Consider the following 20,334-nt stretch of genomic DNA (forward strand, 5'->3'; position numbering starts at 1 on the left):
AGTTACACTCGACCTTCACTCAATCCGGTTTTTTATTCAGTAAACCTTTCATCCAGCAGTCCTTTCATCCAGCAGACAAGGAGTCCTTTGCATGGAAATCGGCAGCGTCGCCCTGCTCTTCGTCATCCTCGCCATCGTCATCGTCCTCATGGGCTTCAAGGTGGTGCCCCAGGGCTTCGAATGGACCATCGAGCGCTTCGGTCGCTACACCGTCACGCTCAAGCCGGGCCTGAGCATCATCATTCCGGTGGTGGACCGCGTCGGCCAGAAGATCAACATGATGGAGCGCGTGCTCGACGTGCCGCCGCAGGAAGCGATCAGCGCTGACAACGCCATCGTGCAGATCGATGCCGTGTGCTTCTTCCAGGTGGTCGACGCGGCGCAAGCGGCCTATGAGGTGAGCGGGCTGGAAAACGCCGTGCGCAACCTGGTGATGACCAACATCCGCACCGTGCTCGGCTCCATGGAGCTGGACCACATGCTCAGCCAGCGCGACGCGATCAACGAGCGCCTACTGCGCACCGTCGACGAGGCCACCGCGCCCTGGGGCCTGAAAGTCACCCGCATCGAGATCAAGGACATCAGCCCGCCGGCCGACCTGGTCGAGGCGATGAGCGGTCAGATGCGTGCCGAGCGCCTCAAGCGTGCACAGGTCCTGGAAGCCGAAGGCCGGCGTGCGGCGGAAATCCTCACCGCCGAAGGCGAAAAGCAGGCAAAGATCCTCAAGGCCGAAGGTGAGCGACAAGCCGCCTTCCTCGAAGCCGAAGCGCGCGAGCGCCAGGCCGAGGCGGAAGCCAAGGCGACCCGTGTGGTCTCCGAAGCCATCGCCAGCGGCAATATGCAGGCAGTGAACTACTTCGTTGCGCAAAAGTACGTGGACGCCCTCGGCCAGTTGGCCAGCTCCAACAACAGCAAGATCGTGCTGATGCCGCTGGAAGCCAGCCAGGTGATCGGTGCGGTCGGCGGTATCGGTGAGATCGTCAAAGCCACCTTCGGTGACAACCAGGGTCGCAGCTGATGATGGGCTTCCTGGAGCACCTGGGCTTCTGGGACTGGCTGGGGCTGGGCATCGTCCTGCTGATCCTGGAAATCTTCGGCGCCGGCGGCTACCTGCTGTGGATCGGCATCGCTGCGGCGCTGACCGGCGTGCTGTCCTTCCTGCTGCCAGGGCTGGACTGGGTGTGGCAGTGCCTGGCCTTCGGCGTGCTGGCGATCCTCACCGCGCTGTACTGGTGGAACCACCAGCGCCTCAACAAGCGCGACGCCGTACCCTCCAGCCTGAACCGTCGCGGTAGCGAGCTGATCGGCCGACAGTTCGCCCTGCACGACGCGATTGTCGGCGGCCGCGGCAAGATTCGCGTCGGCGACAGTGTGTGGCTGGTCAGCGGGCCCGACCTGCCGGCAGGTGCGCAGGTGCGCGTGACCGGGCAGGATGGCGTATTACTCCTCGTCGAGCCGATCTGAGCACCGATCAAACCGGTATCTGTAGGAGCGAGCTTGCTCGCGAACCCGCCCCCGCTGCGGAGTTCGGTTCGCGAGCAAGCTCGCTCCTACGAAAAGCAAAAAGCCGCCCGAGGGCGGCTTTTTCATTCAGGCGCGGCTCAGCTCGCGGCCGGCTGCGCCGGGGCGCGGCGGTACGCCCATACCATCAACGCGATGCCGCCCAGCACCATCGGCACGCACAGCACCTGGCCCATGGTCAGCCAGCCCCAGGCCAGGTAGCCCAGTTGGGCGTCCGGCACGCGAACGAACTCGACGATGAAGCGGAAGATGCCGTAGCAGAGCACGAACAGCCCGGACACCGAGGCCGTCGGGCGCGGCTTGCGGGTGAACAGCCAGAGCACGACGAACAGCGCCACGCCTTCCAGCGCGAACTGGTACAGCTGCGACGGGTGGCGCGGCTCCGGACCGCCGGTGGGGAAGACCATCGCCCAGGGCACATCGGTCACCTTGCCCCACAGCTCACCGTTGATGAAGTTGCCGATGCGCCCGGCACCCAGGCCGATCGGCACCAGCGGCGCGATCAGGTCCATCAGCTGGAAGAAGCTCTTGTTGTTGCGCTTGCCGAACCACCAGGTGGCCAGCATCACGCCGATCAGCCCGCCGTGGAACGACATGCCGCCCTTCCACACCTCGAAGATCAGCGTCGGGTTGGCGATGTACTCGTCCAGGTTGTAGAACAGCACGTAGCCCAGGCGACCGCCCAGGACCACGCCGCACGCCACCCAGAAGACCAGGTCGGAGAGTTTCTCCTTGCTCCAGGTCGGGTCGAAATCCTTCAGCTTGCGCGAGGCCAGCAGCCAGGCGCCGCCGATGCCGATCAGGTACATCAGGCCGTACCAGTGGATTTTCAGCGGCCCGAGCGCGACGGCAACCGGGTCGATCTGTGGATAAGGCAGCATCCGTTTCTCCTAGCAGGAACTCAGATCAGAAAACTCAAGCCCACGCTGAACAGCAGCAGGGCAAACAAACGCTTGAGCACCCGGGGTGGCAGGCGATGCGCCAGCCGCGCCCCGATGCGGGCGAAGAACATGCTGGTGACGGCAACGCCCAGCAGCGCCGGAAGGTAGACGAAGCCCAGGCTCATCTCCGGCAGTTTTTCGTTGTGCCAGCCAACAGCAATGAAGGATATCGCGCCAGCGATGGCAATCGGCAGGCCGCAGGCCGACGAAGTCGCAACGGCCTGTTGCATGGAGACGCCGCGCCAGGTCAGGAAAGGCACGGTCAGTGAGCCGCCACCGATGCCGAAAATGGCTGAGGCCCAGCCCACTATGCCACCGGCTACACCGAGGCCGAATCGTCCCGGCAGGTCGCGGCCGCCCTTGGGTTGAAGGCCCAGCGCCATCTGGATCGACACCAGCACGGCGAAGGTGCCGATGATCTTCTGCAATACCGGCCCCTGGATCTTCGACGCCGTGAGCGCGCCCAAAGCGCTGCCGACCAGAATGCCTACAGTCATCCAGGCGAACACCGGCCAGCGCACCGCGCCACGACGATGGTGTTCCAGGATCGAATTGATCGAGGTGAAAACGATGGTCGCCAACGAAGTGCCGACCGCCATCTGGGTCAGCACATCCGGCGAGAAACCGTGAGCGCCGAAGCTGAACACCAGGACCGGAACGATGATCAACCCGCCGCCGACGCCGAACAGGCCGGCGAGCACGCCAGCGCCGGCGCCAAGCACCAGGTAGAGCACGAACTCCATGGGCAACCTCGGGCAACAAAGCGGGCATGGTAGCCGAAGGCTCCCGGGCGCTCCAGCCACTCCGGGAGATCAGCGGATGTTGATAGACTGCCGGAACACCACGGAGTTCGCCCCATGTGCCTGATCGTCTTCGCCTGGCGTCCCGGCCACGCCACGCCCCTGATCGTCGCGGCCAACCGCGACGAGTTCTACGCACGCCCGACCCTGCCGCTGGCGGCCTGGGAGGAATCCCCCGGCCTCTACGCCGGCCGCGACCTGGAGGCCGGCGGTACCTGGCTGGGCGTGGCGCCGGACGGCCGCTTCGCCGCCCTGACCAACGTGCGCGACCCCGGCCAGCCGCTGGGCCCGCGCTCCCGTGGCGAGCTGGTGGCGGCCTTCCTGCAGGGCCGGCAGTCGCCGCTGGAGTACCTGCAGCAGGTCGCCCGCCGCGCGACGGATTACAGCGGCTTCAACCTGCTGGTGGGGGACGCTGCGCAACTCTGCTACTTCAATCCTCGCATCGGCCCGCCGGTGGCGGTGGCGCCGGGCGTACACGGGCTGTCCAACGCGGAGCTGAACACGCCTTGGCCCAAGCTGCTGCATGCCCGTAGCGGGCTGGAAGCGGTGCTGGAAAAGCCCGACACCGGCTCACTGGCGGCGCTGCTGGCCGACAACCGTCAGCCGACCGATGCGGAGCTGCCGGAAACCGGTGTCGGCCTGGCCACGGAGCGCCTGCTCTCCAGCGTGTTCATCGCCAGCCCGACCTACGGCACTCGCGCCAGCACCGCACTGATCGTCCATGCGGACGGCCGCCGGGAAATGCTCGAGCACAGCTTCGGTCCCAGCGGGGCCAGGCTGGGCGAGGTTCGCTTGAGTCTCTGAAGGGCGCCAGCACGCTCTGCCGGAGTGAACCGGCCGGGCGCGTGGCTCAGGCCTGGATGGTCGCCGCCGGGTTGATCACGCGGCCCAGGCCCAGGTTGCGCAAGGCCAGGTGCAGCGAGCTGTGGATGACCTGCGGGTTGTCGAAGGTCATCAGCTGGGTGAGCAGCTCACGGGAGCGCGACAGGGTCATCTGGCGCAGCAGCCATTTCACCTTGGGCAGGTTGGTGGCGTTCATCGACAGGGAGTCGAAGCCCATGGCCATCAGCAGCACGGCAGCGGCAGGATCGCCGGCCATCTCGCCACAGATGCTCACCGGCTTGCCTTCAGCATGGGAGTCATCGACCACCTTCTTCAGCGCCTGCAGCACGGCCGGGTGCAAGTAGTCGTAGAGGTCGGCAACGCGCGGGTTGTTGCGGTCCACCGCCAGCAGGTACTGGGTCAGGTCGTTGGAGCCGACCGAGAGGAAGTCCACCTGCCGCGCCAGTTCGCGGGTCTGGTACACCGCCGCGGGGATCTCCACCATCATGCCGATCGGCGGCATGGGGATGTCCACGCCCTCGTCGCGCACTTCGCCCCAGGCGCGGTGGATCAGGTGCAGCGCTTCCTCCAGCTCGTGGGTGCCGGAGATCATCGGCAGCAGGATGCGCAGGTTGTCCAGACCTTCGCTGGCCTTGAGCATGGCGCGCGTCTGCACCAGGAAGATTTCCGGGTGGTCAAGGGTGACACGGATGCCGCGCCAGCCGAGGAAGGGGTTGTCTTCCTTGATCGGGAAGTAGGACAGCGCCTTGTCGCCGCCGATGTCCAGGGTGCGCATGGTCACCGGCAGCGGATGGAAGGCGGAGAGCTGCTCGCGGTAGATGGCGAGCTGTTCCTTCTCGCTGGGGAAGCGATCGTTGATCATGAACGGTACTTCGGTGCGGTACAGGCCGACACCTTCGGCGCCGCGTTCCTGGGCGCGCGCCACGTCCGCCAGCAGGCCGGTGTTGACCCACAGCGGCATGCGATGGCCGTCCAGTGTTTCGCAGGGCAGCTCGCGCAGTGCGGCCAGGCCCTTGCTCAGTTCCTTCTCTTCGGCGACCACTTCGCCGTACTGCTTGACCAGCTGCGGCGACGGGTTGGTGTAGATCTCGCCGTGGTAGCCGTCGACGATCAGGTCGATGCCGTCGACCTTGGAATACGGCAGGTCGACCGCGCCCATGACCGTGGGAATCCCCATGGCGCGGGCAAGGATGGCGACGTGGGAGTTGCCCGAGCCGAGCACGGAGATCAGGCCCACCAGTTTGCCTTCGGGCACTTCGCCGAGCATCGCCGGCGACAGTTCCTCGCTGACGATGATGGTCTGGTCGGGGTAGGTCAGGGACTGCTTACGTTCTTCCTGGAGGTACGCCAGGATGCGCCGGCCGATGTCCTTCACGTCGGAGGCGCGTTCGCGCAGGTAGGCGTCGTCCATCAGCTCAAAGCGCTGCACATGCTCCATGACCACCTGGCGCAGGGCGCCCTGGGCCCACTGGCCGGTGCGGATGATGCGTTTGACTTCGAGGCCGATGGAGGCGTCGTCGAGCATCATCAGGTAGACGTCGAACAGCGCGCGCTCTTCCTTGCGCAGCTGGGTGGCCAGCTTGCTGGAAAGGTTGCGCATGTCTTCACGGACCGATTCCAGCGCCTGCTTGAAGCGCTCGACCTCGGCCTCGACGTCGTCGATGGGTTTGTCCGGGACTACTTCCAGGTCAGCCGGCGGCAGCACCACCACGGCCTTGCCCACGGCCACGCCGGGGGCGCCGGGGACGCCGACGAACTTGGCTTCGCTGATGCCCTTGCCCATCTTGCCCAGGCCGCGGATCGAGCCGGTGGCCTCGGCGTGGGCGATAACGCCGGCGAGCTGCGCGCTCATGGTGACGAGGAAGGCTTCTTCGCCTTCGTCGAACTGGCGCTTTTCCTTCTGCTGCACGACCAGAACGCCCATCACCCGACGGTGGTGGATGATCGGTGCGCCGAGGAAGGAGGCGTAGCGCTCCTCGCCGGTCTCGGCGAAGTAGCGGTAACGGGGGTGTTCGGAGGCATTCTCGAGGTTCAGCGGCTCCTCGCGCGTACCGACCAGGCCGACCAGGCCTTCGTTCGGCGCCATGCTGACCTTGCCGATGGAGCGCTTGTTCAGGCCTTCGGTGGCCATCAGCACGAAGCGGTTGCTCTCCGGGTCCAGCAGGTAGACCGAGCACACCTGGGTGCCCATCGCCTCCTTCACGCGCTGCACGATGATGCCCAGCGCCGCCTTGAGGTCCTTGGCGGAGTTCACTTCCTGGACGATCTTACGCAGCGTGTTGAGCATGCTCAGGGTCTAACTCCTTGAACTTCGTGCTAGTCGCGCGCCAGCAGGCGCGGTGCCAATTCCTTCAGGGCCCGGCGGTAGACCTCGCGCTTGAAGGTCACGACCTGGCCCAGCGGGTACCAGTAACTCACCCATTTCCAGCCGTCGAATTCGGGCTTGCCGGTCACATCCATGCGCACCCGGCTTTCCTCGCCGGTCAGGCGCAGAAGGAACCACTTCTGCTTCTGCCCGATGCACAGCGGCTGGCTGTTGGTGCGCACCAGGCGTTGCGGCAGGCGGTAACGCAACCAGCCACGGGTACAGGCGAGAATGCTGACGTCCTGCTCTTCCAGGCCGACTTCTTCGTTCAATTCGCGGTACAGCGCTTCCTCAGGGGTTTCGCGGGCGTTGATGCCACCCTGGGGAAATTGCCAGGCTTCCTGGTTGATGCGCCGTGCCCACAGAACCTGCCCGACATCGTTGCAAAGGATGATGCCGACATTGGGGCGAAAACCATCGGGATCGATCACGGCGGTACATCCTCGAAATCGCGTGTGCCCGCATTGTTCCACAAAGCTTGTGACAGCGGCAACGCGGGCTGCGGCGTCCTGTGCCGGGTGGGCAAAAGCCGTTACTCTAGGCGACTTTCCCGTATTGGCAACTGGCGGTAATCCATCGTGCGACTGGCTCTGTTCGATCTCGACAACACCCTCCTGGCCGGCGACAGCGACCATAGCTGGGGCGAATGGCTGTGCCAGCGCGGGCTGGTGGATGCCAGCGAGTACCAGGCGCGCAACGATGCTTTCTATGCTGACTACACCGCCGGCACCCTCGACGTGTTCGCCTACCAGGCGTTCACCCAGGCGATTCTCGGCCGCAACAGCCTGGACCAGTTGGCCGCCTGGCATCGCCAGTTCATGCAGGATGTCATCGAGCCCATCGTCCTGGCCAAGGGCGAAGCCCTGCTGGCCGAGCACCGCGCCGCAGGCGACAAGCTGGTGATCATCACCGCCACCAATCGCTTCGTCACCGGCCCGATTGCCGAACGCCTGGGCGTGGAAACCCTGATTGCGACCGAATGCGAGATGTTCGACGGCCTCTACACCGGCCGGACCTGCGATGTGCCCTGCTTCCAGGGCGGCAAGGTGACCCGCCTCAACCGCTGGCTCGAAGAGACCGGCCTGAAGCTGGACGATGCCTACTTCTACAGCGATTCGCGCAACGACCTGCCGCTGCTGGAATTGGTGGCCAATCCGGTAGCCGTCGACCCCGACGACACCCTGCACGCCACCGCTATCGAGCGTGGCTGGCCGGTGATCAGCCTGCGCGGCTGATCCTTCAGAAGGTCTTGTTGACCATCAGGTAGAAGATCGCCAGGAAGGCCAGGAACGCCGGCCAGCCGAGGGCGAACCACCAGCGCATATAGACGAAGGCTTGCGGCGGTAGCGCCGCGCCGTCCCGGTGTGCCACCTCGGCCATGTCGCGCACGCGGATCTGCAGCCAGACCACCGGCAGCCAACACAGGCCCGCGAACACGTAGAGCGCCAGGCTCCACAGCAACCAGCCCGAATCCAGCGGCCAGCCGGCCAGGTGCGCCATGGCGATGCCGCTCAGCGGCTGGAACACCGCCGTGGTGGCGATGAACAGCCAGTCGGCGGTGACCAGGTGGCGAAAGGTGATGCGGATGGCCTCCAGGTTGCCGCTGCGCCAGGCGCGCCAGCTGTAGTAGGCCGAGCCCAGCCCGGTGCCGAACAGCAACGTGGACGAGAGGATGTGCAGGGTCTTGAGCAGCAGGTAGAGATTCACGCGGCCGGCATCACACCGGCTTGCCGATCATCAGCACCAGGATGGCGATCACACACAGCAGCGCCAGCACGAAGAAGCTCAGGCCGAACTTCCATTGCCGCGCCGCACCGGCGGAGATCGGTTCACCACTGCTCTGCGCCACCCGTACAAGATCGCGGATACGCCACAGGCGGGTGGTGAACAACAGCCAGAAGGTCGTCGCGACGATCAGCAGGCAAGCGCTGCCCAGCAGCCAGGTTTGCCCCAGCGGCCAGCCGACGGTCTGCACCATGCGGTAGCCGGTGACCGGCAGGCTGACAACACTGCCGGCTACCAGTACCCAGCCGATCAGGCCGATGCGCTGCAGCGCCTTGGCGATCACCCCGGCGTCGCCGCCACGCCAGCTGCGCCAGCCGTACCAGGCCAGGCCGATGATCGCCAGGAACGGCAGCACCGCGGCGATGCCGTGGAGAATGCGCAAGGTCTGCAGGCTTTCCATTTCAATTCCCTGTGAAGAAGGCGGCGTTCCGACAAGCCTAGCAGCAGTCGCACCGCCCCTGCCTGATCCTCAGCCGAGGAACAGGCGGTAGGCTGGGTTGTCGGTCTCGTCCCAGTACGGGTAGCCGATCTCTTCCAGCGCGGCCGACACCAGGTGACGCTCATCTTCCGGCACCTGCAGGCCTGCTACCACGCGACCGTCGGCGGCACCGTGGTTGCGGTAGTGGAACAGGGTGATGTTCCAGCGTCCGCCCAGGCGGTTGAGGAAGTTGAACAGCGCGCCGGGGCGCTCGGGGAACTCGAAGCGGAACACCTGCTCGCCGGAAACGCGCGGCGAATGGCCACCGACCATGTGGCGGATGTGCAGCTTGGCCAGTTCGTTGTCGGTCAGGTCGAGCACCGGGAAGCCCTGCTCCTGCAACTGCTGCACCAGTGCCGCGCGCGGGTCGTTCTCCGGGTGCGTCTGCACGCCGACGAAGATGTGCGCTTCGCTGTCGGTGTTGTAGCGGTAGTTGAACTCGGTGATCTGGCGCTTGCCGATGGCCTCGCAGAAGGCCTTGAAGCTGCCCGGACGCTCGGGGATGGTCACGGCGATGATCGCCTCGCGCTTCTCGCCCAGCTCGGCGCGCTCGGCCACATGGCGCAGGCGGTCGAAGTTGATGTTGGCGCCCGAATCGATAGCCACCAGGGTCTCGCCCTTCACGCCTTCGCGTTCGACGTAGCGCTTGATCCCGGCCACCGCCAGCGCGCCGGCCGGCTCGGTGATGGAGCGGGTGTCGTCGTAGATGTCCTTGATCGCCGCACAGATTTCGTCGGTGCTGACGGTGATCACCTCGTCGACGTAGTCCTTGCACAGCTCGAAGTTGTGCTGGCCGATCTGCGCCACGGCCACGCCGTCGGCGAACAGCCCGACCTGGCCCAGCACCACGCGCTCACCAGCGGCCATGGCGGCCTGCAGGCAGTTGGAGTCGTCCGGCTCGACGCCGATGACCTTGATCTCCGGGCGCAGGTATTTGACGTAGGCGGCGATGCCGGCGATCAGGCCGCCGCCGCCGACGGGCACGAAGATCGCGTCGATGCGGCCCGGGTTCTGGCGGAGGATTTCCATCGCCACGGTGCCCTGGCCGGCGATCACATCCGGGTCGTCATAGGGGTGGACGTAGACGTAGCCCTTCTCTTCCACCAGCTTCAGCGAGTGCGCCAGCGCATCGGGGAAAGCATCACCATGCAGCACGGCCTTGCCGCCACGGGCGCGCACGCCCTGGACCTTCAGTTCCGGCGTGGTGCGCGGCATCACGATGGTGGCCTTGATGCCCAGTTCACGGGCGGCCAGCGCCACGCCCTGGGCATGGTTGCCGGCCGAGGCGGTGACGACGCCGCGGGCGAGTTCTTCCGGGCTCAGCTGCGCCAGCTTGTTGTAGGCGCCGCGAATCTTGAAGGAGAACACCGGCTGCAGGTCTTCGCGTTTCAGCAGAATCTGGTTGCCCAGGCGCTCGGAGAGCTGGCGGGCGGGCTGCAGGGGCGTTTCCACGGCAACGTCGTAGACACGCGAGGTGAGGATCTTCTTGACGTATTGTTCGAGCATCGGAAGGGCTATTTCGGCGGCTTTTCGAGGAACCGCGAGTCTACTCCAGCCGGCGCGGCGCGGGCCACCGAACAATCCGCGCGCAGATGACCGTAACAGTTGCCCGGCGGCGCAACACCGGCGCGCCTTCGGCCGCTATAATCCGCCCTCTCGACTATTCCCCGGCGCCGTTGCGCCCATCCAGGTAAGAAGACCCCCGCCATGAACCAGGATCAGCTCAAGCAGGCTGTGGCCCAGGCCGCCGTCGACCACATCCTTCCGCACCTCGACAGCAAGAGCATCGTCGGCGTGGGCACCGGCTCCACCGCCAACTTCTTCATCGACCTGCTGGCCAGGCACAAGGCCGAATTCGATGGCGCCGTGGCCAGCTCCGAAGCCACCGCCCAGCGCCTGAAGGGCCATGGCATCCCGGTCTACGACCTGAACACCGTCAGCGAACTGGAGTTCTACGTGGACGGCGCCGACGAGGCCAACGAGCGCCTGGAACTGATCAAGGGCGGCGGCGCCGCGCTGACCCGCGAGAAGATCGTCGCCGCGGTCGCCAAGGAATTCATCTGCATCGCCGACGCCAGCAAGCTGGTGCCGATCCTCGGCGGCTTCCCGCTGCCGGTGGAAGTCATCCCCATGGCCCGCAGCTTTGTTGCGCGCCAGCTGGTGAAGCTGGGCGGCGACCCGGTGTACCGCGAGGGCGTGCTGACCGACAACGGCAACATCATCCTCGACGTGCACAACCTGCGCATCGACAGCCCGGTACAGCTGGAAGAAGCGATCAACAACATCGTCGGCGTGGTCACCAACGGCCTGTTCGCCGCACGCCCGGCCGACCTGCTGCTGCTGGGCACCGCCGAAGGTGTGAAGACCCTCAAGGTCTGACCCTGCCAGGCGCCATCCGCCCGGTGGCGCCTTCCTGAGCGCCCGCTGCCGTCTACGCTGGGATGACCCAAACCCTCCCAGAAGGAGACGCAGCATGGCCGCCAAGTACCATCTGAAAAAAGCCAGCGATGGCCAGTTCCACTTCAACCTGCACGCCAGCAACGGCGAGATCGTCCTCACCAGCGAGCTGTACAAGGCCAAGACCTCGGCCGTGGACGGCATCGAATCGGTGCGCAAGAACTCCCAGCGCGAAGGGGCCTTCGAGATCAAGGTCGCCAGCAACGGCAAGCACCACTTCGTGCTCAAGGCCACCAACGGCCAGATCGTCGGGCAAAGCCAGATGTATGCCAGCAAGGCCACTGCCGAGGCCGGCGTGACGGCGGTCAAACGTTACGCGCCTGAAGCACCGATCAGCGACGACACCTGATAGCGCACCGTTTCGGTGAGCATTCCCGCACGCTCGCTTCACACGGCCGGCGCTGGTGCCGGCCGTGTATCACTCTTGTTACAGTGGCGCGACACCCTCGGTCACTGAAGCGTCAAATTCCGCCCATCTCCGGCGAACCGGTCTACATCCTGCTTTCCTCCGGCGCACGCATCGAACACCGATGCGATTCCAATCGACACAGAGGAAAGTGCCGTGTTCAAACCCTTAGCCGTGGCGGTAAGCCTGGGATGCGCCGCGCTGGCGACCGACGCCAGCGCTTATGAATATGGGGATTATGCCGGGGATACCCTCGACACCCTGATCAACGATTATCCCGGCCGTTACCGCGGCACCGCCAGCTTCGCCGGCGCCACCACACTGATGCAGTCGCGCCTGGGCTTCGGCTACCAGACGCAGCTCCAGGACTTCACCTGGGCCGGCAACCGCAGCTCGCAGAACGTCATTGCCAGCGCCGCGGGCAGCAGTGGCCAGTACGTGGTGCTGGGCGCCCACTACGACACCTACTACGGCCGCCCCACCCTGCAGGGCCTGGACGACAATGGCTCGGGCGCCGCCGTGCTGACGGAGATCGCCCGCAACCTGGGCGGCGTCGCCCTGGAAAATGGCCTGGAAGTGGTCGGCTTCGGCGCCGAGGAAGAGGGCCTGCGCGGCTCGCGCGCCTACGTCGCCGCCCTCAGCGACGAACAGCGCAGCAACCTGCTGGGCATGATCAACCTCGACAGCCTGATCACCGGCGACAAGATGTACGCCCACGCCGGCCTCAACAGCGTCGACAACCCCGCGCTGGGAGCCTACCGCGACCAACTCCTGCGCATTGCCCAGGAACTGAAGATCCCGCTGTTCACCAACCCGGGCCTGAACGAGGAGTACCCCGCCGGCACCGGTTGCTGCAGTGACGGCGAAAGCTTCGAGGGCCTGAACGTCCCGGTCCTGTTCATCGAAGCCACCAACTGGGAACTGGGCGAACTGGACGGCTACGATCAGACCGACAACCCCGCCATCCCCGGTGGCGCCACCTGGCATAACCCCGCACTGGACAACGAACAGGTGCTCACCGGCGCCTTCGGCCAGGAACGCATCGACCAGCGCCTGCGTGACTTCTCGCGCCTGCTCACGCGCCTGGTGCTGGAACTGACCAACGCCGACCTGCTCGCCTCCACTGCTTCCGGCGGCGCCATGGCGCGGCAGATGGAAGACCAGTTGCAACGCCAGCACCTGGCCCTGACCCGCCTGCACGACCGCCGCTGGCTGACGCTGCTGGGCAGCTCGCGCCCGGTCGGCAGCTTCGACGGCGCCGTCGGCGTGGAAGGCGAAACCACCCCCGAGAGCGGCTTCGACATGCCGGGCGACCCGCGCTCGCACCGCGCGGGGGTCAACCTGCTGGGCGACTACCGCGCCAGCGAGGCCGTGACTGTCGGCGGTAGCCTGAGCTTCCAGCGCAGCCGCGACAACCTGGACCACAGCGCCCGCCTGGAAGCGGAAACCTGGCAGCTGGGCCTCTACGGCCTGCTCAACGACGACGGCCCGGCCTGGCTGGGCGGCGAGCTGAGCGCCGGCTATGCCGACTTCGACAGCAAGCGTTCGGTGTACCTGAAGGCGAACAACGGCCCGGTGCTACTCGACCAACGCATCGACGGCGACACCAACGCCTGGTTCTGGGGCGCGCGGGTCGACGGCGGCTATGACTTCGACATCGCCGGCATCAAGACCGGGCCGCAGGGCGGGCTGGACTTCGTGCACTACCGCATCGACGACTTCAACGAAGACGACGATCTGCGTACCGCGCTGGGCTATGAGGAGCAGGACTACGACTCGGTCGAAGCCAGCCTCGGCTGGGGGCTGCGCGGCGAGCTGCCGCTGGGCAACCGCATGGCCGTGCAGCCCTACGCCAGCGTGCGTTGGGTGAAGGAGCTGGCCGACGGCCGCCTGGACGACATCGCGCTGACCGCCCTGGGCGATGGCCGCACCCGCGTCGCCGACCTGGGCGATGTGGACAAGGACTTCGGTCGCGCCCAGGCCGGTGCTCTGCTCGCAGTCACCGAGCAACTGGGCGTGTTTGCCGAGGCCAACTCGCGCTTCGCCCACAGCGAAGGCAGCCAGGCGTCCTATTCCCTCGGCGTGCAGTGGCAGTTCTGATCGAGGAAAGGCGAGGTGCCCTCAGGGCGCCTCGCGCTTCTTGAACACGTAGAAGAGATTGGGCTCGCTGACCAGGTACAGCGAGCCCTGGTCGTCCATGGCAATGCCTTCGGCCTGCGGCACGCTGCGCCTCAGCCCCTGCATGCCGCGCAGCAGCGACAGCGAGCTGATCGGCTCGCCATCAGCGCTCAGTTCCAGCACCAGCCGGGATTCGTCGGACAGCGCCAGCAGGTGCCCGCTGCGCTCGTCGTACTGCAGGCTGGAGAGATCGCGGACGAACAGATTGCGGTTGTGCTGCAGGTCTTCCACCACATGCACCGCGATGGGTTGCTGCGACTGCTCGTAGGGGAAGCCGCGCACCTCGTAGATGTGCACCGGATTGCGCTCCTTGGCGACGAACAGGCGCTTGCCCAGCGAGTCGTAGGCCAGCCCCTCGAAACCACTGTTGCCGCCTCGCCCCAAAGCCAGGGCGAGCTGCTGGGCGTCGTCGATGTGGAGCTCCTTGGTGTCGTCATGCAACTCCACGCGAATCAGGCGCTGGTGGGTTTCGTCGGTGATCACGTACACGTTGCGGCTGATGTACTCGATAGCCTCGGTATCGCCGAAGCCGTGCAGCTTGATCCTGCGCAGCACCTTGCCTTCCAGCGACAACTCCACCAGCTCGTTGTGCTTGTTGGTGACGGTGAACAGGGTCTGCCGGTCCGGATCGTAGGTCAGTGCCGAGACGTTTTCGTCCAGGCCCTCGATCGGTTGCCCCTCCAGCACCACGCGATAGTCCGGCAGCCAGATCGACTTGTCCTGCCACTCGGCTGCATGACGCCATTCATTGAGCTTGAACCAGGCGCGCTCGTAGACCCGGAAGCTCTGACCCAATGCCAACAGCATGGCCAGGGCGATCAGCGCCAGCAGCAAAAGCAGGCGGCGGGGTTTGAGCAGACGACGCATGGAGGACTCGGGGCAGGGTTGGCGTGGCAGCTTCGCAGCAGCGCCTGAAGCCAAACTTAAAGGCCATCATGGGCTGTGGGCCGGCTAGAGTCAGATTAGCGCAAGACCGCCCGATCCATAGACCGCCCGACCTTTCGCAAGAGGCACAGCGATGGCCCAGCATCTACTCCCCGAACAACGCCAGCAGGCGACCCTGCACACGGTGGTGCTGGCGACCGAGGTGCTGCACCACGCGGGCGTGCCGCGCCCGAAACTACTGGAGGGCAGCGGCATCGGCGAGGCGGACTTGCTGACCCCGGAGAAACTGATTACCCACGCGCAGGAATTGCGTGTCTTCGCCAACGCCCTGAACTGCCACCACGACCCGGCGCTGGGTCTCTACCTCGGCCTGCGCATGCATGTCTCGGCTTACGGCATCCTCGGCTACAGCATGCTCGCCAGTCGCACGCTGCGTGACGCGCTGAAACTGGCCCTGACCTTTCCCGAGTTGCTCGGCACCTACTTCCGCCTGGCGCTGACGCCGCAGGGCGACGAAGTCCACCTCAGCGCCGATGGCTACCGCTACGCGCCGGAACTGACGGTGTTCAACACCGAGCTATGCCTGACCTCGATGCTGACGGTGATCCGCGATCTGCTCGGCGAGTCGGTGCGGCCGCGAAGGCTGCTGCTCGCCTATCGTCCACCGCTGCACGCCGAGACTTACACCGAACGCCTGGGCTGCCCGGTGGATTTCGGCGCACCCACCAGCGCGCTGTGCTTCAGCCCGGCGCTGCTGGACCGGCCGCTGCCGCTGGCCGACCCGGTCAGTTGCCACAACGGCGTACAGCAATGTCTGCGAATGAGCGCGCTGCTCAGCAGCCGTGGCGACATGATCGACCAACTGCGCCAACATCTCGCCAGCCACCTGCAGGACACTGCCAGCCTGGACACCGTGGCCCGCCACCTGCACCGCTCCACCCGCACCCTGCGCCGCCACCTGCAGCAGCAGAACACCAGTTATCAACAGGTGCTCGACGAGGTGCGCTTCGACCGCGCGCGGCAGTTGCTCAAGGACACCGACCTGCCGATCTACCTGATCGCCGAGCAGTTGGGCTACAGCGAGACGGCGAGCTTCCGGCATGCCTTCCAGCGCTGGAGTGGGGCGAGTCCGAGCTTGTATCGGGGCTGAAGCAACGAGCGGAAACGTCACTGTAGGAGCGAGCTTGCTCGCGAACCCAGTCCCCAGCAGCGATTGTTCGCGAGCAAGCTCGCTCCTACAAAAAGCCTGAAGGACGACCCCCCGCTGCCGCCCGAAACCCAGCACGGCAAAGCGCATTTTCAACTTGGCCTGATTTATCCCTTATTGGCCTGATCTATCGTTCTGCGCATCCCGGCGCTTGGTCATTATCAATCCGCAGCTAGGTGAAACGGTCCTAGAAACCGTAAAACCTCAACAATAACAACTGCTTAACTGCATGGTACAAGCATGACCAGCGCGATCACCATCGAGCGGATATGCATGGAGTTCGGTACACCCGGACAAGGCCTCAAGGCCCTGGACGACGTGTCACTGGAAATCCGCGCCAACGAATTCTTCACCCTCCTCGGCCCGTCCGGCTGCGGCAAGACCACGTTGCTGCGACTGATCGCCGGCTTCGAACAACCCTCCTCCGGCAGCATTCGCCTTTATGGCGACGCAATGGAAGGCCTTCCGCCCTTCCGCCGCCCGGTCAATACCGTCTTCCAGAGCTACGCCCTGTTCCCCCACATGACCGTGGCGGAAAACATCGCCTTCGGCCTGGAAATGCAGGGCAAACAGCGCAGCGACATCGACGCCACCGTGCAGAAGATGCTCGACCTGGTGCGCCTGCCGGATGTCGGCAAGCGCCGCGCCGACCAACTCTCCGGCGGCCAGCAACAGCGCATCGCCCTGGCCCGCGCACTGGCCAGCCGGCCCAAGGTGCTGCTGCTCGACGAATCGCTGTCCGCGCTGGACCTGAAGCTGCGCAAGGAAATGCAGATCGAGCTCAAGCGCCTGCAGCACGAGACCGGCATCACCTTCATCTTCGTCACCCATGACCAGGAAGAAGCGCTGACCATGTCTGATCGCATCGCGGTGATGAGTCGCGGCAAGGTCATGCAGATCGGCACGCCCACCGAAATCTACGAGTCACCGGTCAATCGCCTGGTGGCCGATTTCATCGGCGAGACCAACTTCCTCGAAGGCGAATCCAGCGGCGACAGCGTGCGCCTGGCTGACGGCCAGTTGCTGCCGGCCGCCACCACCCTGCCCGGCAAGGTGACCCTGGCGATCCGCCCGGAACGCACCGAGCTTGCGCAGGACGGCCAGCTCGAAGGCGTGGTCGAGAACATCGTCTACGTCGGCACCGACACCGTTTACCACCTCAATGTCGCCGGTCAGGGCGGCTTCCGGGTCCGTCAGCAGAATCGCGACGGTGCCCTTTCCACCCACGCGCCCGGCGCGCGGGTGCGGGTCCGCATTCCCGCCACCGCCATCCGGGTGCTGGCCGAATGAGTACACTGCGCGCACAAGCGGAACGCAAATCGCTGTTCAATCGCCTGGCCCTGACCAGCCCGGCGATGATCATGCTGGTGGTCTTCCTGGTCCTGCCGCTGGGCATCATGTTCGCCGTGTCGATCCAGGCACCGGGCGACTACGGCGGCGTAAAGTGGGGCCAGCACACCGTCGAGGCCTACCTCAACTTCCTCTGGGAGCGCGACCTGGACGACAGCCTGGCGTTCAACGCCGACTACCTGGGCATCTTCCAGCGCTCGTTCTGGCTGTCGATCCTGACCACCCTGGGCTGCGTGCTGATCGGCTTCCCCACCGCGCTGTACCTGGCGCTGCAGGACGAACGCCGACGCAACCTGCTGCTGTTCCTGGTCACGGTGCCGTTCTGGACCAACCTGCTGGTGCGGGTGTACGCCTGGATGCTGCTGCTGCGCAACGGCGGGCTGATCGACGAGGGCCTGCACGGGCTGGGCTTCCCCGACGCATCGCTCGGCATCCTCTATACCGACAACGCGGTGATCATCGGCCTGCTCTACACCTACCTGCCGTTCATGGTCCTGCCCATCTACACCAGCCTGGAGAAGATGGACTGGCGCCTGGTGGAAGCGGCCTTCGACCTGGGCGCCAACCGCTGGAAGGCGCTGAAGCGAATCATCATCCCGCTGGCCATGCCCGGCATCGTCGCCGGCTGCATCCTCGTATTCATTCCCTCGCTGGGCAGCTACATCATTCCCGAGCTGCTCGGGGGCGGTAAGTCGCTGATGATCGGCAACCTGATCCAGCTGCAGTTCGGCACGGCGCACAACTGGCCGTTCGGCGCGGCGCTGTCCTTCGCCCTGCTGGCCTTCGTGTTGCTGGCGATGCTGATCTACAACATGCGCTTCAAACCGGGCGCAGCGGGAGGTCACCCATGAAGTCGGCCAACCCGCTCTGGCGCTTCACCGGAATCAGGCCCGCCGCCTGGCTGTTCTTCGCCTTCCTCTACATCCCGATCTTCGTGCTGGTGGTGCTGAGCTTCAACAGCGGCCAGTCGGCGACGCTGTGGGAAAGCTTCAGCCTGAAGTGGTACTCGGTGGTCGCGGACGACCCGGAGATCCTCCGCGCGGCGAAGAACTCGCTGATCGTCGCCAGCCTCGCCACGATCATTGCGACGACACTCGCCACGCTCGCCGCCCTGGGCATGCGCGGCCGCTCGTTCCGCGGGCAGACGCTGATGAGCGGCGTGCTCGGCCTGCCGCTGCTGGTGCCGGAGATCGTCACCGCCGTAGCGACACTGATGTTCTTCGCCTTCGTCGGCCTGAAGCTGTCGCTGTTCACCATCCTGCTGGCGCACATCGTGTTCTGCATTCCCTTCGCCTACCTGCCGATCCGCGCCCGTCTCGAAGGCATGGACCCCAGGTTGGCGGAAGCGGCGGCGGACCTCTACGCCTCACCGTGGAAGACCTTCTGGAAGGTGACCTTCCCGCTGCTGACGCCGGGGATCGTCTCCGGGGCGATGCTGGCGTTCATCATCTCGATGGATGACTTCGTCATCACCTACTTCGTCGCCGGCGCCGGGGCCACCACCCTGCCGGTGTACATCTTCAGCTCCATCAGAATGGGAATTTCCCCGAAGATCAACGCCATATCTTCAATAATACTGTTGATTTCCATCGCGTTCGTTGCGTTGTCGTACTACGTCGGCCAGCGTCGCCGCTGACCTCCTGCCGCCAATCAAAACAACATTGCAAGGAGCTTCACCGATGAAATTCCGCCGTACCCCCATCGCCCGCACGCTCGTTGCCGCCAGCCTGTTGCTGGCGGGCAGCGCGCATGCCGAGGGCACCCTGCACTTCGCCAACTGGTCCGACTACTTCCCGCCGGAGCTGCTGAAAAAGTTCGAGAAGGACACCGGCATCAACGCCACCCTGGACTCCTACGACAGCAACGAAACCCTGCTGGCCAAGCTCAAGGCCGGCGGCGGCGCGTACGACGTGGTCGTGCCGTCGGACAGCTTCATCGAGATTTTCGTCAAGGAGGGTCTGCTGCAGAAGCTCGACAAGTCGCAGCTGCCGAACCTGGCGAACCTGAAAGACAAGTTCAAGACCCTCACCTACGACCCGGGCCACGACTATTCCGTGCCCTACCTGTGGGGTACCACCGGCTACAGCTACGACAGCGCCAAGGTCCCCGGTGGCAAGCTGGATGAGAGCTGGAAGCCGTTCTTCGAACCCCCGGCGGAGCTCAAAGGCAAGGTCGTGGCACTCAACTCCATCGAGGAGCTGTACGCCCCGGCGTCCTATTACCTGGGCATCGACGAGTGCACCGAGGACCCGAAAGAGGCGGCGAAGATCCAGGACCTGCTGCTCAAGCAGAAACCGATGCTGGCCATGTACAACAGCGACGGCACCATCGAGCGCATGGCCGCCGGTGAAGTCTCCATGCACCAGCAATGGAACGGCGCCTTCCACCGCGCCCACGCCCAGCGCGCCAGCCTGGTCTACGTCTATCCGAAGGAAGGCGTGCGCCTGTTCATCGACAACCTGACCATTCCCAAGGACGCCACCAACATCAAGGAAGCGCACATCTTCCTGAACTGGATGATGCAACCGGAGAACATTGCCCTGGCCTCCAACTTCGCCAAGTACAACAACGCGGTCGAAGGCTCGGACAAGTTCATGGACAAGGAGCTGTTCGACGACCCGGCGATCAACACCCCGGCGGACAAGCTCGATCGCCTGAAGCCCTTCCAGCTGTGCTCGCCCAAAGCCCTGCAACTGCGCTCCAAAGTCTGGACCAAGCTGAAGAAATGACCGGGAAGTCACCCGGCGCGGCGGTGCGCGCCGGGTGACCCTGACAGCCAATTTGGCCATTTCGATCCCTTTTTGACCCTTTGCAGGGTTCTGCCCGGCACCCCTGGTTGCTAGAGTCGGGCAGCTCGCGCAGGGAGCGGCTGGAAAGGCGGCCAGCCCTTGCACCATCACCGGTGGCGCAGGGATTTCCCGAGGGAACGCGAGCGCGTTATCCACAAGAACAAATGCCCCGAGAACGCCCATGACCAGCTTTCGCGTCACCCTGCAGCACACACCCTCATTCCTCGCGCGTCGTCATCGCTGCGGCTAAGCCCCGTAAGCCGACGACATCAGGACGGCCACCGAACGCCGCCCGCCCGCACGCAATCATAAAAATCGCGAGGATTCCC

At 65.2% G+C, this 20,334-nt stretch carries 20 protein-coding genes; 12 read left to right on the top strand and 8 right to left on the bottom strand.

Features of this window, described 5'->3' with window-relative positions:
* The first annotated feature begins 91 nt into the window (after window positions 1-91).
* A complete protein-coding gene (locus CTR55_RS24560; RefSeq protein ID WP_296290183.1) occupies window positions 92-1,018 on the top strand; it encodes an SPFH domain-containing protein in 927 nt (308 codons plus the stop codon).
* Window positions 1,018-1,464 carry an NfeD family protein gene (locus CTR55_RS24565; protein ID WP_296290185.1) on the top strand — a complete coding sequence of 149 codons (447 nt, stop codon included), beginning with the start codon at window positions 1,018-1,020 and terminating at the stop codon, window positions 1,462-1,464. The genes CTR55_RS24560 and CTR55_RS24565 overlap by 1 nt, the downstream gene beginning before the upstream one ends.
* Before the next feature lie 137 nt (window positions 1,465-1,601).
* Here the strand turns inward: CTR55_RS24565 and lgt are convergent, their stop codons facing one another.
* Together lgt and CTR55_RS24575 are read right to left on the bottom strand one after the other, a co-directional pair.
* A complete protein-coding gene (gene lgt, locus CTR55_RS24570) occupies window positions 1,602-2,402 on the bottom strand; it encodes a prolipoprotein diacylglyceryl transferase (protein ID WP_296290186.1) in 801 nt (266 codons plus the stop codon).
* Between the two features lie 20 nt (window positions 2,403-2,422).
* Window positions 2,423-3,205: a sulfite exporter TauE/SafE family protein gene (locus CTR55_RS24575; protein ID WP_296290187.1), complete on the bottom strand. Its 783-nt coding sequence runs from the start codon at window positions 3,203-3,205 to the stop codon at window positions 2,423-2,425.
* A gap of 114 nt (window positions 3,206-3,319) precedes the next feature.
* On the opposite strand from CTR55_RS24575, the gene CTR55_RS24580 reads away from it, so the two are divergent.
* Complete coding sequence (locus CTR55_RS24580; RefSeq protein WP_296290189.1) at window positions 3,320-4,066, top strand: NRDE family protein; 747 nt, start codon at window positions 3,320-3,322, stop codon at window positions 4,064-4,066.
* A 46-nt stretch (window positions 4,067-4,112) separates the two neighbouring features.
* Here the strand turns inward: CTR55_RS24580 and ptsP are convergent, their stop codons facing one another.
* Together ptsP and CTR55_RS24590 are read right to left on the bottom strand one after the other, a co-directional pair.
* A complete protein-coding gene (gene ptsP, locus CTR55_RS24585) occupies window positions 4,113-6,392 on the bottom strand; it encodes a phosphoenolpyruvate--protein phosphotransferase (RefSeq protein ID WP_296290191.1) in 2,280 nt (759 codons plus the stop codon).
* 29 nt (window positions 6,393-6,421) lie between these two features.
* On the bottom strand, window positions 6,422-6,901 hold the full coding sequence (locus CTR55_RS24590) for an RNA pyrophosphohydrolase (protein WP_296290192.1): 480 nt from the start codon (window positions 6,899-6,901) through the stop codon (window positions 6,422-6,424).
* Between the two features lie 147 nt (window positions 6,902-7,048).
* Between CTR55_RS24590 and CTR55_RS24595 the strand changes: the two genes are divergently transcribed.
* Window positions 7,049-7,705 carry an HAD family hydrolase gene (locus tag CTR55_RS24595; protein WP_296290193.1) on the top strand — a complete coding sequence of 219 codons (657 nt, stop codon included), beginning with the start codon at window positions 7,049-7,051 and terminating at the stop codon, window positions 7,703-7,705.
* Window positions 7,706-7,709: 4 nt separating this feature from the next.
* On the opposite strand, the gene CTR55_RS24600 is transcribed toward CTR55_RS24595, so the two are convergent.
* From CTR55_RS24600 to ilvA, 3 genes are all read right to left on the bottom strand, one after another.
* The gene (locus CTR55_RS24600; protein WP_296290194.1) at window positions 7,710-8,177 is read right to left on the bottom strand and encodes a DUF2269 domain-containing protein; all 468 of its coding nucleotides are present in this window, start codon (window positions 8,175-8,177) and stop codon (window positions 7,710-7,712) included.
* A gap of 10 nt (window positions 8,178-8,187) precedes the next feature.
* On the bottom strand, window positions 8,188-8,655 hold the full coding sequence (locus CTR55_RS24605; protein WP_296290196.1) for a DUF2269 domain-containing protein: 468 nt from the start codon (window positions 8,653-8,655) through the stop codon (window positions 8,188-8,190).
* A gap of 69 nt (window positions 8,656-8,724) precedes the next feature.
* On the bottom strand, window positions 8,725-10,251 hold the full coding sequence (gene ilvA, locus CTR55_RS24610; RefSeq protein ID WP_296290368.1) for a threonine ammonia-lyase, biosynthetic: 1,527 nt from the start codon (window positions 10,249-10,251) through the stop codon (window positions 8,725-8,727).
* 189 nt (window positions 10,252-10,440) lie between these two features.
* Here ilvA and rpiA point away from each other — a divergent pair, with 189 nt between their 5' ends.
* The 3 genes from rpiA (at window position 10,441) to CTR55_RS24625 (ending at window position 13,696) form a co-directional block, all read left to right on the top strand.
* Entirely contained in the window at window positions 10,441-11,112 is a 672-nt protein-coding gene (gene rpiA, locus CTR55_RS24615; RefSeq protein ID WP_296290198.1) for a ribose-5-phosphate isomerase RpiA, read from the top strand.
* A gap of 94 nt (window positions 11,113-11,206) precedes the next feature.
* Complete coding sequence (locus CTR55_RS24620; RefSeq protein WP_296290200.1) at window positions 11,207-11,539, top strand: YegP family protein; 333 nt, start codon at window positions 11,207-11,209, stop codon at window positions 11,537-11,539.
* Window positions 11,540-11,752: 213 nt separating this feature from the next.
* Window positions 11,753-13,696, top strand: a complete 1,944-nt coding sequence (locus CTR55_RS24625; protein WP_296290201.1) for an autotransporter domain-containing protein — start codon at window positions 11,753-11,755, stop codon at window positions 13,694-13,696.
* Between the two features lie 21 nt (window positions 13,697-13,717).
* On the opposite strand, the gene CTR55_RS24630 is transcribed toward CTR55_RS24625, so the two are convergent.
* Entirely contained in the window at window positions 13,718-14,641 is a 924-nt protein-coding gene (locus CTR55_RS24630; RefSeq protein WP_296290203.1) for an SdiA-regulated domain-containing protein, read from the bottom strand.
* A 151-nt stretch (window positions 14,642-14,792) separates the two neighbouring features.
* On the opposite strand from CTR55_RS24630, the gene CTR55_RS24635 reads away from it, so the two are divergent.
* The 5 genes from CTR55_RS24635 (at window position 14,793) to CTR55_RS24655 (ending at window position 19,945) form a co-directional block, all read left to right on the top strand.
* Window positions 14,793-15,809, top strand: coding sequence for an AraC family transcriptional regulator (locus CTR55_RS24635; RefSeq protein ID WP_296290205.1), 1,017 nt, complete (start codon window positions 14,793-14,795; stop codon window positions 15,807-15,809).
* Window positions 15,810-16,106: 297 nt separating this feature from the next.
* Window positions 16,107-17,156, top strand: coding sequence for an ABC transporter ATP-binding protein (locus CTR55_RS24640; protein WP_296290207.1), 1,050 nt, complete (start codon window positions 16,107-16,109; stop codon window positions 17,154-17,156).
* Window positions 17,153-18,067, top strand: a complete 915-nt coding sequence (locus CTR55_RS24645; RefSeq protein WP_296290209.1) for an ABC transporter permease — start codon at window positions 17,153-17,155, stop codon at window positions 18,065-18,067. Before CTR55_RS24640 ends, CTR55_RS24645 begins: the two co-directional genes overlap by 4 nt.
* The gene (locus tag CTR55_RS24650) at window positions 18,064-18,852 is read left to right on the top strand and encodes an ABC transporter permease (protein ID WP_296290211.1); all 789 of its coding nucleotides are present in this window, start codon (window positions 18,064-18,066) and stop codon (window positions 18,850-18,852) included. The genes CTR55_RS24645 and CTR55_RS24650 overlap by 4 nt, the downstream gene beginning before the upstream one ends.
* A 43-nt stretch (window positions 18,853-18,895) precedes the next feature.
* Entirely contained in the window at window positions 18,896-19,945 is a 1,050-nt protein-coding gene (locus CTR55_RS24655) for an extracellular solute-binding protein (protein ID WP_296290213.1), read from the top strand.
* The last annotated feature ends 389 nt before the right edge of the window (window positions 19,946-20,334 follow it).

Source organism: Pseudomonas sp. (assembly GCF_002796985.1).
GTDB lineage: Bacteria > Pseudomonadota > Gammaproteobacteria > Pseudomonadales > Pseudomonadaceae > Pseudomonas.